This window comes from Nocardia australiensis (assembly GCF_020733705.1).
Taxonomy (GTDB): domain Bacteria; phylum Actinomycetota; class Actinomycetes; order Mycobacteriales; family Mycobacteriaceae; genus Nocardia; species Nocardia australiensis.
Genome location: NZ_JAJFZM010000001.1, coordinates 691,585 through 705,820, shown reverse-complemented (window position 1 = coordinate 705,820; position 14,236 = coordinate 691,585). Strand labels below are relative to the sequence as shown.

Below are 14,236 nucleotides of genomic sequence, written 5' to 3'. Positions count from 1 at the left end.
CTGCCCCGGAACCCGGCCACCGAGTGGCACCATTCGCGAAGACGATGGATCGACGAGAGGCGTGATCGGATGGCACGGACGGCCGGGCGATCGCTGGAACTGCTGTCGCTGCTGCAAACCGTCAACCGGTGGAGCGGACCCGCGCTCGCGGCCCGGCTCGGGGTAAGCCTGCGCACCCTTCGGCGCGACATCGACACCCTCCGCGATCTCGGCTACCCCGTGCACGCCAGCGGCGGCCGCGACTCCACCTACCACCTCGGAGCGGGCAACACCCTTCCCCCGCTGATCCTCGACGGCGAACAGGCCGTGGCGATCTCCCTCGCCCTACAGACCTCACCCACAACCGTCCTCGGGCTCCGCGACGCCGCCGACCGCGCCCTCAACACCCTCACTCAGGTCATGCCCGCGCCACTGCGCGCTCAGGTGGACGCCACCCGGGTCACCACCATCCACAACTACTGGGAGTTCTCCGCACTACCGATCAACCCCGACATCCTCAACACCGTCGGCGACGCCGTCCGCCGCGGCCACTTCCTCCGATTCGACGTGCTCCGCCCGGACAGCACTCGACCAGCGCCCCGCGACCCCGACTTCGTGCCCCCGCTCCGCGTCGAGCCCCACCACCTCGTGCTCTGGGCCGGACGCTGGTATCTCGTCGCCTACAACCCCGCCGCCCGGGCCTGGGCGATCTACCGGGTCGACAGGATGCATCCGCACACGCCAACCGGCATCCCATTCACCCGCCGCGAACTACCCGCCCACAGCGTCGCGAGTTTCGTGATGACAAGTCACGAACGCGGCGATATCCCCGGCGCCTGGCAATGTCTCGGCAAAGCGACGCTCACCTTGCCGGCCGACCTCGTCGCCCGCTTCGCCCCCGGAGGCTCGGTCATCGAGTACATCGACCCCGACCACACCCGACTCACTCTCGGGGCGTGGTCCTGGGCCGGCATCGCCGGAATCCTGGCCACCTTCGATACCGACATCACCGACGTCGAACCAGCCGACCTACGCGCCGCCTGCCACCGCCTGGCCCAGCGGTTCACCCTGGGTCATGTCTCCCAATAGATCGCCGGCGACCGACAGGCGAGCCAAAGACGCTGTTGACCGGGGCGACACAGTCCTGATCGGCCAAGATGAATCCCCCCGGCGAGTTCGGAGACATACGGGTGTGACGGTTCAGCGTGGATTCGGGTCCATCAGGACCGATTGTGCGGGGTAGCTGTCGGCAAAGAGGTATGGCAGGTCGGCGATGAACACATTTTCAGTGCGAGTTCGGGTGATCAGCCACGTACCGTCCACTTGGCGAAACGCGTTGTTCAATCGACTGGAGCGAAGCACCCCTGTTCCGTCGGAGAAGAGCCACGGCTGCATGTGGATCCATTGCCCGGTCGCCTCGTCACCTTGTACGTGGATCTGTTCCGAGGTCAGATAATGTGCGTTGAGGACCAGACGGGGGCTGTTTTCTTTGCGGTTCCAGAAGTTTCGGAAGTGGTTCCGAATCTCCTCATGTCCTTCGGCTCGCCCGAATTGCCCGTCGTAGTATGCGCCAACTCCTTCCCAGATCGCGTCGGCGGTGTAGAGGGCAAGAATGGAATCGATTCTGTGCTCGTCGTCTTCGATGCCGAATTCAGGACAGGGGGTGTCGCAGAGAAACATGTACCGCGCCTGCAGCCGACGGATCTCGGCTTCCGCTTCGAGGGCGCGCACCCTCGCCGCCAGTAGCTCGATTTCGTTGCTCACGTCTGCTCCTATTGAGAGTTGGTTGCCAAGGTGAGAGGACGCCGCGCACCCGGTGCCGCTACCGCGACGTTGCGAAATACGCCAATGCTCATCGCTTTTCGAGCACAGCGGCAACCAGGCGTGCCCTTCGGACCCATTCGTTGATCTGTGCGGCGGTGGCATCGGCGGGTAGCTGCGCCAATCTGAGGGTCATCGAGTACGCGCCATTGCGGTCACGGATGGGGATAACTAGCGAACCCACGTCATAGGTCGATGAGTCGTCGAGGTCACGGATCTTGTAGTCAACCGGTGATCCACCGATCGACTCGCGGATGCTGCGCTCCGCTGCCGGCGTCAGCCGCCCGATTTCATAGCGTTTTGTCGCATCGCGCATCTGGTCGTATGCGGATCGGCCGGCTGAAGGAAGGAAAGAAAGGAGATAGCCGTTCTCGCGCACGAACGTGAGCCTCTCGCGATGGATGTCTTTGACCTCCTCGGGGGCGTCCCGAAGTCTGTTGATCCAGCGTTCCTGAGTCTCGAGCGGCTGATCGAACACGTAGGTGTCGCCAATGGGCGGAACCATGGGAATTCTGCGAGCGAGCCCGCTCTCCCGGCGTGCGCCAGCCGCCGCGGCGGACAGGACAGTCGCCATCTCGTCACTGCTGACATCGGTGAATACCGCTACTTCACAACCGAGTTCGTTTGCCAGATTCTCGACCTCGGCACGCGCCGCGTGTGCGGCGTGGATCGCGGGAAGGATCTCGTGATCCATCCGCGCCATGAGCGATGTGCAGACGAAGCTCCCGTACCCCCCTTGGAAGAAGATCAGAGGTGAAACGGGATTCGCCACCGCCATGTCACGCACTGCGCACAGGGCGATCCAGTGGTCACCGGCTTCGACCGTTTCCGAAACATACGCGTCGATCCAGGCAACCGAGTCGGCGAGTATCGGATCGCCCGATGGTGATGGGTACCAGTCGATTCCGCCGAGCTTGTCCTCCCACCGCCGTGCAATCGTCAGGACGAGGTCTTCCTGCTCCCCGCCGAGGACATTGATACACAGCGATGAACATTCGCGCAGTTTCGCGAACGTGCGAGAGCTCTTCATCGGCATGAAGGACACCAGGGGCGGATCGAGGGACACCGAGTTGAACGTGCCGACCACCATGGCGAGTATCTCGCCGTCGCGGTCCCGCCCGGTAACGACCACCACACCGGTCGGATAGTGGCCCATGACATCGCGGAAGACCTGAGAGTCGACCGGTGCCGACGTAGTGCTGGGCATGTGCTGTCTCCTACAAGATCGGACATGGTTGATATCGGTCGGTGCTCCCTCGGCTCAGATCGTCGTGGGGTCCTTGACATACCGCTGCTGGAGAACCTTGCCCAGGCGTTCCGGCCGCAGGAACGCGATACACAGGGCTCCGCCGAGGAGCAGGACGACCCCGGTGATCGTGAATGCATGATGCACACCCGCTGCCATGTTGTCGGCCATCTCGGGCGTGGTCTTCTCGCCCTTCGGGGGCGAAATGTAGCCCGCGCGGGTCATCAACCAGCCGACGAGAATAGGAGAGACTACTGCGCCGAACGACGCGACCCCGCCGAGGGTTGCCATGAGGATCGGGCGTTGCCTCGCTCCGACGACGTAGCCGATTGCCGACGCCGTCATCGGAAAGGCGAGGCTGCACCCTCCGGCGATGCAGAGCAGAGCCACCGCGACGAGTCCGGAGGTGGCCTGGATGAGAATGAAGCACAGTCCGGCCACCACTGCCGCACAGCCGAAAGGAACTGCTATTGCGCGGTGCGCGTTGTGGCCACGTTTCATCAGTTGATGGCCCAGTGCGCCCAGACCGAGAAGAACAAGTGCCCCGATCACCCATGGCACGGTCGTCACCGAGCCGACTTCGGACAACGACAGACCCACGACGGTCCCGAGGTATTGCGGAAGCCAGGTGGTCAGGAATCCTTGCACCCAGAAGTTCGATGCCCCTCCGATCACGGCGGAAATAAACGCGAGACTCAGCAGCGCGCGCCAGATCACCACGGGTTTCTGGCTGTCAACCGCTGTCGTGTCGACCTGAGTCTCGTCGGTGCTTTCGTCGGAGGAAGCCGCTTCCTCCGATTCGCGGTTCGCCGCGCCTTCGCCTTTGCTCCGGTAGGGGCCGTCCGCGCCCGAGATCAGCCATGCGATCACCCACAGGAGACCGGCGATGCCGAGTACGCCGAACGCCCAACGCCAGCCCCAGGCAGCAATCACCCAGGCCAGGGCAGGCGCCGCGATCACCGGACCGAGCGTCGAGCCCATCGCGACGATATTGGACGGTAGAGCTCGGCGAGCCGGTGGAAACCAGGTGTGTGCCGAAGTGAGCGACATCGCGGTTGCCGGTCCCTCTGCGCCGCCGAGAACGACTCTGGTGAGGAGAAGGATCGCGGCCCCTCCGCCGAGCAGCATGGGGAACTGCAGTACCGCCCATGCGACACCCATCACGAGCAGGATCCACTTCACCGAGTACTTCGATGCGAGGAATCCGGCGATGATGGAAACGATCGCGTAGAGGAAGAAGAACGAGCTGCCGATGAATCCGAACTCGACCGCGGTGAGGCCGAGTTCCGGCATGGCTTTAGCCGAGACCAGTCCGAGTACAGCCTTATCCGCGAAGGCCACGATCTGGAACAAGACGAGCAAGCCGGTAACCAGCCAGGCACGTCCACTCACCCGGCTGAAGTCGACCCGCCGAGCGCGAGGCGCGTCCGGGGGTGATAGAGCCGTGCTGCGTGTATTGGTGGGCATGACCATTCCTCCGGCGCCGAAGCGCGTCGTCACAGATCGTCAGATGTGACTGCGAACATATTTCGCACGTTGCCTACGGCGCTACGAGGGAAATCTTTACTGTTGCGCACACCCGTGACCCGGCAGGATGAGGTTGATTGGAGTAAGGAGGATCGGTGAGCTCGGCCTACTGGACACAGCCCATCCGCGACCAGACAACTGTTGTGCGCGACGGTTCCATCTCGGCGGAATCGCTCGTCATGCAGGTGCGTGGGGAGATCGAACGCAGAGAGCCGGATCTGGCAGCCTGGGTCGAACTGTCGTCGGACTACCTCGATGATGCCCGCGCTCGAGGCGCCGCGACACCGGACCTGCCCTTACGGGGAGTCTCGCTGGGAGTCAAAGACCTCATCGACGTCGCGGGCCTGCCTACCCGCGCCGGATCACCGGTCACATCGGAGCGGCCGGCGATGCGCGACGCTGCCTGCGTCGCTCGGTTCCGGGACCTGGGCGCGGTCGTGCAGGGCAAAACAGTCACCACCGAGTTCGGCTACTTCTCACCTGGCCCGACGCACAATCCCCACGCCTCGGGGTACACCCCGGGCGGTTCGTCGAGCGGCTCAGCCGCGGCGGTCGGTGCCGGAACGATTCCGGTGGCTCTCGGTACGCAGACTGCCGGGTCGCTGACTCGCCCGGCGTCATACTGTGGAGCGGCCGGGCTCGTTTTCGCGCACGGAACGACGGATCTCACCGGAGTCACTGGACTCAGTGACTCTCTCGACACATTGGGAATCCTGACCCGGACGATCGATGACCTCCGTTACGTCTACGGTGCCTTCACCGGTGAACGGCCGGTGGGATCCACCGATGGGTGCGTCGAAACCATTCTCCTGTGGGACGGCAGCACACTCGACCACATCCAGCCCGCGATGCTCCGGCTACTCGACCTGCTACCCGAACTACTCCAGCAGGCGGGGTTCACACCCGAGAAGCTGGAGTGGGACGATCACATCCGGACTCTCGCCGACGATCACCTCACGGTGATGGCCTATGAGGCCGCCCGAACCCTCGGTCCGGTCCTCGACCAGAGCGGACACCTCCTGAGCGGACAGTTGCGGGCGCTGCTCGAAGACGGTCGTGCGGTCGGCACCGGGATGTACGCGTCCGCGCTCATCCGGCGGGATCGTTCACGTGCGCTCTTTTCGGAAATGCTCACCGGCAACACCGTCGTCATCGGGCCCGCCGCACTCGGTGCGGCGCCGCAGGGACTTCATGCGACCGGATCGCCCATCCTGAGTCGACCGTGGCAGTTGCTGGGTGCTCCGGTGGTGGTGGTTCCCGGGGCGCGGACGAACGCGGGGCTCCCGCTGGGGCTGCAACTCATGGCACTACCTGGTCACGAGACCCGATTATTCGAGGTGGCCACGCTACTGGAGCCCATGCTGCGAGCGCTCCCGGCGCTGCCAGCCTGATCCCATACGTTCGGAAGTGAGTACCTTGACGATCAAGCCGCGACCTACATCGCACCACCACATGTTTCTCACCTGCTACGAGGATGCATTCAATTACGGCTGGCACCATGTGGATCTGTTCGTTCACGATGAGTACGGGCGAGAGGTCAACTGGGTGCACTGGACGGTCGAGGCAGATGGCCCTGAGGCGGCAGACGAATCCGTACGCAGGGAAGAGCCCTGGTTGCTCCGGACGTCGGATTGGACGCACAAGGTCAGCGCCGTCGGTATGAACTACTGGACCGCCGATGCGTCCTGGCAGGAGGCGCCGGTCCGCCACGTGGCGGACCCCGCTGACCAGCGTGACGCCGTCGGCCGGGATTAGGATCTCGTTCTGGTGACCGGACGGCAGCTAGATCTGGCCGGGCAGGCAAACGTCTACCAGATGCGAGGAGATATGTCGGGCCTACTCAACGAAGCTGTCCCGCGGGCGACCGTGTTCGTCGTCGACGATGATCCCGAACTCTGCGAATCGGTCGATTGGCTACTCGGCAGTATCGGCATCACCCCCGAGATCTGTCACAGTGCCGACGAGTTCTTGTCCGCTTATGCCGGTGACCGGCCGGCCTGCATCATTCTCGATGTACGGATGCCACATATGAGTGGTACGCGCCTTCAGGAGAAGCTCAACGAGTTCGCTCCGCACGTGGCGATCATATTCGTATCCGCGCACGGCGATATTCGTATGTCGGTGTCGACGCTCCAGGCCGGGGCCATGGATTTCCTGGAGAAGCCGTACGACCCGCAACGCCTTCTCGATTCGGTCCAGGCCGGCGTGGAAAAATCAAGAGAACGATTCAAGGCATTTCAGCTGAAGCAATCAATTCAGGGAAAAGTGGCGATGTTGACGACACGGGAGCGACAAATTCTCGCCCTGGTGGTCGAAGGTCTGCCAAGTCAGAATATCGCGCGGCAGCTCGGGATGAGCGTGAAGACAGTAGATGTCCACCGCGCCCGCATCAAGAGCAAGACCGATGCCGACAGCATCAGCACACTTGTTCGTGACATTCTTCGCTTCGACGTGGTAGTACCCACAGATTCCATATAAGTCGTCTTCATTCCGGAAATGGCATTACGAACAGGAATCCCGGAAAGTCGCTGAGTCCCCAATCGGGTAGACGGTCAGTAGTAGTCCAGTACTATTCGACTGCCCTTCGCACGCGAGACGCATACGGTGATGAGCTCACCCGACTCCCGCTCCGCTTTGGAGAGAACATTGTCACGGTGGTCGGGATCGCCATCGAGTACCTGCATGATGCACGTTCCGCAGATCCCCTCCTGGCAGGAGGTGTCGACATCGCATCCGTTCTCCTCGAGAACCTCGACGATGCTCCGGTCGGCGGGAACGTGGTAGGTCTCACCGTCGAGTTCGACCTCGAACGCCGAGTTCGAGGCGGTACCCGGCTGTTCGGCCGCGTGAAAGTTCTCGATATGGATTGCCGCCGAGGGGATGTAGCCTTCCGCGAAGGTCACCATCTTGGTCATGAATCCGGCAGGACCGCAGATGTAGACGTGCGTTCCTGCCGCGGCCACCTCGAGCGCCGCCTCCAATACCGATGTCTGCTGATCACGTAGCACCCCCAGGTGCGCGCGGAGCTTGTCCGAGCATCGGGCCTCGAGCAGTGGAAGGAACGCCGCGTCCTGTTCCGTGCGTGCGAAATAGTGCAGTTCGAAACTGATCGCGTGAACGTCCATGTACCGGGCCATACTGAGCATCGGCGTGATGCCTATCCCCGCGGCGACGAGGATGTGATGGGACGCTTCCGGCGCTATCTGCAACAGGTTGCGAGGCGCACTGATCTTGAGGCTGTCACCGACCCGCAATTCGTGCAGCGCGGCGGAGCCGCCACGCGAGTTCTCTTCGCGTTTGATCGCGACAGCGAACGACTCCCTGCCGTCCGGTCTGCTGAACAAGGAGTACTGCCGGGTGAGGGAGGTCGGACCGATGACGTCGATATGGGCGCCCGGAGAATACTGCCCGACCGAGGTTCCGTCAGGCATCGACAGATAGAGCGATTTCACTGTCGCAGTCTCTTGAACGATCTTCGAGACCACGACGTCGATGAGGGGCATGTCGATTCTCCTGGCTACAAACTGTTCGTGAGATCAGCGAACGTAGAGTCCGCCATTGACGTCCCAGCACGCGCCGGTGACGAAATACGCGTCGTCGGAAGTGAGCAGGGCGACCATATCGGCGACGAACGACGCACTGCCCAGCCGCCCGACCGGGATACCGGCAATTACGTTTTCCAGTTTGTCCGGTGGCACAGTGGCTTTGACGACCGGCAGGTCGTGTGGGCCCGGCGCAATCGCATTGACCGTAACGCCCGCGGGCGCCAATTCGCGGGCAAAGATCTTGGTCGCGGTCAGGATCGCGCCCTTCGATGTGGCGTAGTGCCCACCGGTCGCCGTCCCGCCGTTCTGGCCGGCCAGTGACGCCATGTTCACGATTCGGCCATAGCCCTGATCGGCCATCGCCGCACCGAATACCTGGCAACCGAAGAAGATACTGTTGACATTCGTCGTCAATACGCGCGTGAAATCGGCCTCATCCAAGGTCATGAGATCTGCTGCCTGGGTGACGGCGGCGTTGTTCACGAGGATCGACGGTGTACCCCAGTCCTCTCGACAGGACTCGAGTGCCGTGACGAACCCGTCCCGGTGCGCCACGTCGAGCCGGATGGCTCGGGCAGTGGTCCCGTCGGGGGAGAGTTCCGTTGCGAGGGATTCGACGGGGTCCATGGCGATATCGGCAAGTATCACCTTTCGGCCGGCCGCGTGCAGCTTCCGAGCGATATGGCTGCCCATGCCGCCGGCGGCACCGGTCACCAACGCGATACCGGAGTTGATAGTCGTCGAGGTAGTAGTCACGATATCCGCTCCTCAGAGTAGGTAGCCCGAGGCGCTCACCGCGTCCTCGCTGTCGATCAGACGCGCGACCTTCAGCGCGATCAGATCCCCGTCCTCGTGCAGCGCGATCTCATGGGTCAGCTCAGCGCCGATCGTGGAGAACTTGTTGCGTTTGAACGCATTGAGAATCTGCGCCGACCGCAATGTCACCGAGGTATCGGTGACCTCGCCCACGGTGAATCTCGAGATGATCCGGACCGTGCGCGCCGCGGCGACCGCCGAGGGCGCATACCCCTGCGTCATCCGCTCGACCCGCAGGTGACGCATCCGTTTATCGTCGTAGACCATGTTCAGTGCCGACGCGAAGTCATCGGTATCCGGATCGATCGGGATGACGTAGTAGGCGTCGTCTGTGTACAGCGCCTCCCAGGTCCGGTAGTCCTTGGCGTCGAGGAGCGTCGCTTCGTGCCAGACGAGCTGGATCGCACGAAGGACTCGCGGGTCGGAGAAGGCGAGGACCTCAGTCATTGCTCATCATCTTCTTCCACATGTCGTAGGACTCGCGCATCCCGGTCTCGTCGGTGACATGCGAAGTCGGCCAGCCCTCCTCGGTGGTGTGCTCCCGCTTCTCGCCACGGTTCACCAGGATCGGCATGTTCGGGTTGCCGCCCGCGCCGATCTGTACCCGATCCCAGCCCTCGGCATCGTCGGGGCTCCCGAAACCGAACGGTCCCTGAAAGTGCTCGTGAATCCGAAGACGCTCGCGATTGATGCTTTCCGGTCCACCGTCCATGCCGATGGCCATATGCCAGACCTCGGTGACATCGACACTGATCGGGATCAGGACACGGAAGAACGACGACGACATCGCGATGTTGGGAAACATGTTCAGGTTGAACCCGCACCCGTGCATCGACCGCATGTAACGCCTGATCCGTTCCGGGCTCTCCCCGGCCTCGGTCAGTTCGTCGACCAGATGGTGGAATCGTGGCTGGATTTCCTCGGAGCCGTCGTCGATGTCGAGGTCCGCATGTGCTGCCGCCATGATCGCCACGCTGTGTCCGTTGCCGAGGGCGTGGGTTTCTGCGGCCGGGTCGTCCATGAAGGACATCATGTTGGCGGTTTCGGCATCCACGGATGCCATCCAGGATTTGTGCACCATGGGGAAGTGGTAGCCGTCGGTGGTGTTCTCGAGCTGGATCTTCCAATTTCCCTTGAACCGGAACTTGTGGCAGCCCAATACCTTGGTGGGAAAACCATTGGACTGCTTGAGGAATCGCTCGATCCAGATCTTCGCATCACCCAGGAAGTCTTCGAGCGGCTCGGCGTCCTGGTTGAAGGTCGCCCATATCATCCCCATGAAGCTCTCGGTGCGCAGAGTCTGCAGCGGGTAGTCGTTCTTGTCGATCACACCTTCGTAGCCGTCGGGGTACGGGATCCCACGCAGGCGTCCATCCAGGGTGTAGGACCAATTGTGGTACGGGCAGGTGAATCCGTTCGCTTTGCCGGTCCGCTGATCGCACACGGTCGCGCCACGATGCCGGCAGCGGTTGAGCAGCGTGTTGAAGTTGCCCTTCCGGTCACGGGTGACGATCACCGACTGGTCACCGACCTGCGTGGTCTTGAACGACCCCGACTCCGGGATCTCACTTTCGTGTGCCACCCAGACCCAGGTCTTGTAGAAGATCTTCTTCATCTCCTCGGCGAAGATCTCGGGGTCGGTGTACAGCTGGCCCGCGACGCGATCCTTCTCCGCGAGATCGGCAAAGGCGCGCGTCGGCCTTTCGATGGTGGTCATGAGTTTCCTTCGGTCTCGTCGGCTTGTCCGGGGAGTTCCACGCTGAACGCAGTGGTCTGGTCAACGCAGTGGTCTGGTCAGAGCGCGACGTCGTCCCGGATGACGAGTTCACGGCCCATCCGGGCCTCGATCTTGAAGTACTTCCACAGTGCGTACTCGCCGATCATGGTGGTGCGCAGGAGGTTGCAGGCTTCCTTCACCGTGGGCTGATCGCGGACATCGGCAAGGACGTAGCAGGTCCACGGCCAGCTGTCGGAGGGGCCGACCATATGCGAATCGTCGTCGAAGGTTCCGATGATGTCGACGCCGTCCATATTTTTCAGAGTCGACAGCATTGTCGAGATCCCGACCCATACCGGTCCGATATCTGCTTTCGGAAGGTCGAAGAAGTTCTGGTTGTTGCCGATACAGAACAAGGTGCGCAGCGGCTCGGTGGCCATGGGGATCTCCTCACGTGGGGCTGGGACAGGTCAGCGGGGCGGATGTGGATCAGGGGAAGCTCGGAATACCCGCGTCGAGTCCCAACAGCAGGGCGCCGACTGCTTCGTAGGTATTGGTCTGCAGCATTGCGTGCTGCGCGGGAACCAATGCGTCGCGCAGGTATCGCTGTAGCGGGTGGGTCTCGTAGATCGCTCCGGTACCGGCGAGGTCGAAGGCGCGTAACACAACCGAACGCCCGATATGCGCCGCATGTGTCGCGCTGAGCCGCAGCAGCGCCAGGTCATCGATCGAGATGGTCCGCCCGTCGACTGCTTTGTCCCAGATCTCGTCGGCGGAGTCGTAGAAGAACGCCCGGGCAGATCGGAGTTCCGCTTCCGCCTGCGCGAGCCCGGACTTGTAGGTCGGCCGATTGCCCTTGGCGGCTCCACCGGTGATCGACGTGCGGGCGGAACCGACCTCCAGCGCGTAGTCCAGTGCGCCCCGGGCCGCACCCAGCGTTACCACCGCGAGCACCTGGGCCGCGTAAGCCAGCGCCGGATAGCGTGTCAGCGGCTCATCGATCCGGGGAGTACCCCCGCGAACGAACGTCATGTCCTCCGGAACGAAGAGCCGATCGGCGCGAATCGCGTGAGATCCGGTGGCTTTCATACCGGCGACTTCCCAGTTGTCCACAATCTCGACATCTGCTGGATCGACCAGTGCGGTGAGAGGCTTGCCCGCTGTCTCCGGGCCACCCGCCAGGCCGATCCCGAGGATGTCGGCACCGCGGCAGCCGCTGGCGAACTGCCACATTCCACTACAGAGGTAGCCTCCAGCGACCTTCTCCGCCTCTTGCATGGGAAACAGCCCACCGGCGTACGCGATGTCAGGGCCTTGCGAGTAGATCTTCTGCTGCGTTTCGACCGGCAGCGCCGCGAAATAGACGAGTGAGGACCCGAAGCTCGAGACCCATCCGGTGGCCGGATCGACCGACGAGATCCGCTCGACCATGGCCATGAAGGCCGACGGCGCCAGCGGCTCACCCCCGAATGCGGACGGCGTCGAGGCCCTGTAGAGTCCGGCCTTCTTCAGCAGTGTGATGAAGTCCCGGGGGACATACCGCTGCGCGTTGAACTCGTCTCGGCGGTCGCGGAGCACGTCGAGCGCATGATCGAACGCGGCGTCGCGCGCCGGCCCGGCCGGTTCGGCCGCCGTTCGATCGGTGATGCTCTCTATGCTCATCGCTGCTCCGTTCGGATTCGAGAATCATTCCGATAGCTAGACTAAGTAGCGGCCACCACGGGTGGTATCGGGATTACCTGCGTCGCGGCTAAGTAATTCCTTACTTGTTCCGGTATGAATAACCGTCGATGCCGCAGTTCTGAGATGCGAGGTGGTGCTGGTGTTCCCCGAGCGCCGCGATTTCGAACAAATGATCCTCAACACCGGTACCGGGATTCTGATTCACGAGGCCGGTTCGAAGAACATCCTGTGGGCCAACCCCGCCGCCTGCCGGATGTTCGGCTTCACTCTGGAGGAGCTCAAGCCGCTCAAGGCGCATCACATGAGTTCACAGGAAGTTCAGTACCGCCGCGAAGTCGGCGTCGCGTGGTTGCAGTCGGCGGTGGTCCACGGCTCGAGCCGTAAACAGTGGAAGTACCGGTCCAAGGAGGGCGCGGACTTTCTCACGGATGCGCGCGCCACGTTGGTCCGCTGCGAAGACGGACCTGTGGTGATGGTCGAGTTCCGCAACATCTCCGAAGAGGTCGAACTGCAGGAGGAGCTTTCCTGGGTTTCGGAGTCGTTGCAGCGGATCATGACCCACACTGCTGCCGGGATCGTGCTGCTCGACAACGACAATCACATCGACGACATTTCACCGCTGGCGGCACAGTTGTTCGGGCGCACTCCCGCCGAGCTCTCTGGTGTCCACCTCGAGGATCTGGGCCGTTGCGAACCCCGCCTGACCAGTGAGCACGTCACCGAGCGCCTTGGCAACGCGTCGGGCTCGGTGAGTATCCAGCAGGAGGTCATCAAGGATGACGAGACCACGGCCTGGCTGGCCGGGGAGCTCGAGATCGTCGCTCACGACGGGATTCAGTCGCGAGTCCTGACGGTCCGAGATGTCACAGATCGGGTCGAATGGGAACGCAAGCACGCCTACCAGGAAGCCAACCTGCAGTATCTGAGTCGCTATCACGCAATGGGCGATATGGCGATGATCCTCGCTCACGAGCTGGGTCAGCCCCTCGCCGCGTCGACCAACTACCTCAGCGGTCTCAAGGCACGTCTGTCGGCCGAGACCGTTGATGCCCGCGGCCTCGCATACGGCATCGACCAGGTCGACAAGCAGCTGCGCCGGGCAGTGGACATCGTGACGTCCGTCAAACGTTATGTTCGCCGGATCGAGAGCACAACCGCCCTGATGGACCTCAACGAAACGGTGGAGGAAAGCCTCTACTTCGTGCGATTGCGCGCCGCCGAACAAGGGGTCCGGGTGTACTCCGCGATACCTGAGAGAAGCTTCTTCATACACGGTGAGAGTGTCCTCATCGGCCAGGTCATCATCAATCTGTGCGTCAACGCCATCGACGAGATCGTTCGACCGACGACGGAGATCAAGGAGTTGGCCGTCGAAACGGGCCAGATCGACGACAACGCGTACATCTGCATTCGCGACCAGGGCAGAGGGATGACCGGTGTGCCTTCCGATCGCCTGGCATCGGGTGTGTTCTCGGCGAAGCAGGACGGCTCCGGCATCGGGCTCATAATTTCCGAACACATTGTGGAACGCCATGGTGGCGCCATTGAATACCTTCAGAACGAGCCACGAGGAACCGCGGTCAAGGTGGTCCTGCCGCTTGCCGAGCGACCACCGATCACCGCGGCGTTGCGCGACTTCGAGTAAAGGTTCCTGTAGTCGCACGGAGGCCGGGTTCGGTGGGGTGCGTCGGTGCTACGGCAACTCCTAAAGGTTTCTCGAATTCCCCTGGGGCCCGGGCAAATTTATCCTGAGTTTCCGGGAGCATCGCTCGTTTGCAGAAGCTGGCCAGCAGCTGTAACCGATGGCTTCTTTCTGTGACGACCGGCAGTGGTTACCTCAGCCCGCAACTATCACGCCGATAGCCGACTTCTCGACCTGTGTTCGAGCCTCAACGAGGAGAG

At 62.6% G+C, this 14,236-nt stretch carries 14 protein-coding genes; 5 read left to right on the top strand and 9 right to left on the bottom strand.

Features of this window, described 5'->3' with window-relative positions; genetic code table 11:
- Positions 1–69: 69 nt before the first annotated feature.
- Positions 70–1,068: a helix-turn-helix transcriptional regulator gene (locus LKE06_RS03210; protein WP_227997080.1), complete on the top strand. Its 999-nt coding sequence runs from the start codon at positions 70–72 to the stop codon at positions 1,066–1,068.
- Positions 1,069–1,179: 111 nt separating this feature from the next.
- Here the strand turns inward: LKE06_RS03210 and LKE06_RS03205 are convergent, their stop codons facing one another.
- The 3 genes from LKE06_RS03205 to LKE06_RS03195 all read right to left on the bottom strand — a co-directional run bounded on the left by LKE06_RS03205 (position 1,180) and on the right by LKE06_RS03195 (position 4,513).
- Complete coding sequence (locus LKE06_RS03205; protein ID WP_227997078.1) at positions 1,180–1,743, bottom strand: nuclear transport factor 2 family protein; 564 nt, start codon at positions 1,741–1,743, stop codon at positions 1,180–1,182.
- Between the two features lie 88 nt (positions 1,744–1,831).
- Positions 1,832–3,007: a flavin reductase family protein gene (locus LKE06_RS03200; RefSeq protein WP_227997076.1), complete on the bottom strand. Its 1,176-nt coding sequence runs from the start codon at positions 3,005–3,007 to the stop codon at positions 1,832–1,834.
- Positions 3,008–3,061: 54 nt separating this feature from the next.
- Complete coding sequence (locus LKE06_RS03195) at positions 3,062–4,513, bottom strand: MFS transporter (protein WP_227997075.1); 1,452 nt, start codon at positions 4,511–4,513, stop codon at positions 3,062–3,064.
- Between the two features lie 155 nt (positions 4,514–4,668).
- Between LKE06_RS03195 and LKE06_RS03190 the strand changes: the two genes are divergently transcribed.
- The 3 genes from LKE06_RS03190 (at position 4,669) to LKE06_RS03180 (ending at position 7,051) form a co-directional block, all read left to right on the top strand.
- Positions 4,669–5,964 carry an amidase gene (locus LKE06_RS03190; RefSeq protein WP_227997073.1) on the top strand — a complete coding sequence of 432 codons (1,296 nt, stop codon included), beginning with the start codon at positions 4,669–4,671 and terminating at the stop codon, positions 5,962–5,964.
- Between the two features lie 61 nt (positions 5,965–6,025).
- Entirely contained in the window at positions 6,026–6,328 is a 303-nt protein-coding gene (locus LKE06_RS03185; RefSeq protein WP_227999258.1) for a hypothetical protein, read from the top strand.
- Between the two features lie 72 nt (positions 6,329–6,400).
- Entirely contained in the window at positions 6,401–7,051 is a 651-nt protein-coding gene (locus LKE06_RS03180) for a response regulator transcription factor (protein WP_372477343.1), read from the top strand.
- 74 nt (positions 7,052–7,125) lie between these two features.
- On the opposite strand, the gene LKE06_RS03175 is transcribed toward LKE06_RS03180, so the two are convergent.
- From LKE06_RS03175 to LKE06_RS03150, 6 genes are all read right to left on the bottom strand, one after another.
- Entirely contained in the window at positions 7,126–8,076 is a 951-nt protein-coding gene (locus tag LKE06_RS03175) for a PDR/VanB family oxidoreductase (protein ID WP_227997071.1), read from the bottom strand.
- A gap of 33 nt (positions 8,077–8,109) precedes the next feature.
- A complete protein-coding gene (locus LKE06_RS03170) occupies positions 8,110–8,874 on the bottom strand; it encodes an SDR family NAD(P)-dependent oxidoreductase (protein WP_227997069.1) in 765 nt (254 codons plus the stop codon).
- 12 nt (positions 8,875–8,886) lie between these two features.
- Positions 8,887–9,381 carry an aromatic-ring-hydroxylating dioxygenase subunit beta gene (locus LKE06_RS03165; RefSeq protein WP_227997067.1) on the bottom strand — a complete coding sequence of 165 codons (495 nt, stop codon included), beginning with the start codon at positions 9,379–9,381 and terminating at the stop codon, positions 8,887–8,889.
- Positions 9,374–10,651, bottom strand: coding sequence for an aromatic ring-hydroxylating oxygenase subunit alpha (locus tag LKE06_RS03160; protein WP_227997065.1), 1,278 nt, complete (start codon positions 10,649–10,651; stop codon positions 9,374–9,376). Before LKE06_RS03160 ends, LKE06_RS03165 begins: the two co-directional genes overlap by 8 nt.
- 77 nt (positions 10,652–10,728) lie before the next feature.
- Positions 10,729–11,091 carry a hypothetical protein gene (locus LKE06_RS03155; protein ID WP_227997063.1) on the bottom strand — a complete coding sequence of 121 codons (363 nt, stop codon included), beginning with the start codon at positions 11,089–11,091 and terminating at the stop codon, positions 10,729–10,731.
- 49 nt (positions 11,092–11,140) lie between these two features.
- Positions 11,141–12,313: an acyl-CoA dehydrogenase family protein gene (locus LKE06_RS03150; protein WP_227997061.1), complete on the bottom strand. Its 1,173-nt coding sequence runs from the start codon at positions 12,311–12,313 to the stop codon at positions 11,141–11,143.
- 190 nt (positions 12,314–12,503) lie between these two features.
- Here LKE06_RS03150 and LKE06_RS03145 point away from each other — a divergent pair, with 190 nt between their 5' ends.
- Positions 12,504–13,979, top strand: a complete 1,476-nt coding sequence (locus tag LKE06_RS03145; protein WP_227999256.1) for a PAS domain-containing sensor histidine kinase — start codon at positions 12,504–12,506, stop codon at positions 13,977–13,979.
- Positions 13,980–14,236 lie beyond the last annotated feature (257 nt).

Coding starts and splice junctions, on each gene's coding strand:
- LKE06_RS03175 (WP_227997071.1), bottom strand. CDS start 8,076: ATGCCCCTCATCGACGTCGTGGTCTCGAAGATCGTTCAAGAGACTGCG.
- LKE06_RS03165 (WP_227997067.1), bottom strand. CDS start 9,381: ATGACTGAGGTCCTCGCCTTCTCCGACCCGCGAGTCCTTCGTGCGATC.
- LKE06_RS03180 (WP_372477343.1), top strand. CDS start 6,401: ATGTCGGGCCTACTCAACGAAGCTGTCCCGCGGGCGACCGTGTTCGTC.
- LKE06_RS03195 (WP_227997075.1), bottom strand. CDS start 4,513: ATGCCCACCAATACACGCAGCACGGCTCTATCACCCCCGGACGCGCCT.
- LKE06_RS03155 (WP_227997063.1), bottom strand. CDS start 11,091: ATGGCCACCGAGCCGCTGCGCACCTTGTTCTGTATCGGCAACAACCAG.
- LKE06_RS03185 (WP_227999258.1), top strand. CDS start 6,026: ATGTTTCTCACCTGCTACGAGGATGCATTCAATTACGGCTGGCACCAT.
- LKE06_RS03150 (WP_227997061.1), bottom strand. CDS start 12,313: ATGAGCATAGAGAGCATCACCGATCGAACGGCGGCCGAACCGGCCGGG.
- LKE06_RS03145 (WP_227999256.1), top strand. CDS start 12,504: ATGATCCTCAACACCGGTACCGGGATTCTGATTCACGAGGCCGGTTCG.
- LKE06_RS03210 (WP_227997080.1), top strand. CDS start 70: ATGGCACGGACGGCCGGGCGATCGCTGGAACTGCTGTCGCTGCTGCAA.
- LKE06_RS03160 (WP_227997065.1), bottom strand. CDS start 10,651: ATGACCACCATCGAAAGGCCGACGCGCGCCTTTGCCGATCTCGCGGAG.
- LKE06_RS03200 (WP_227997076.1), bottom strand. CDS start 3,007: ATGCCCAGCACTACGTCGGCACCGGTCGACTCTCAGGTCTTCCGCGAT.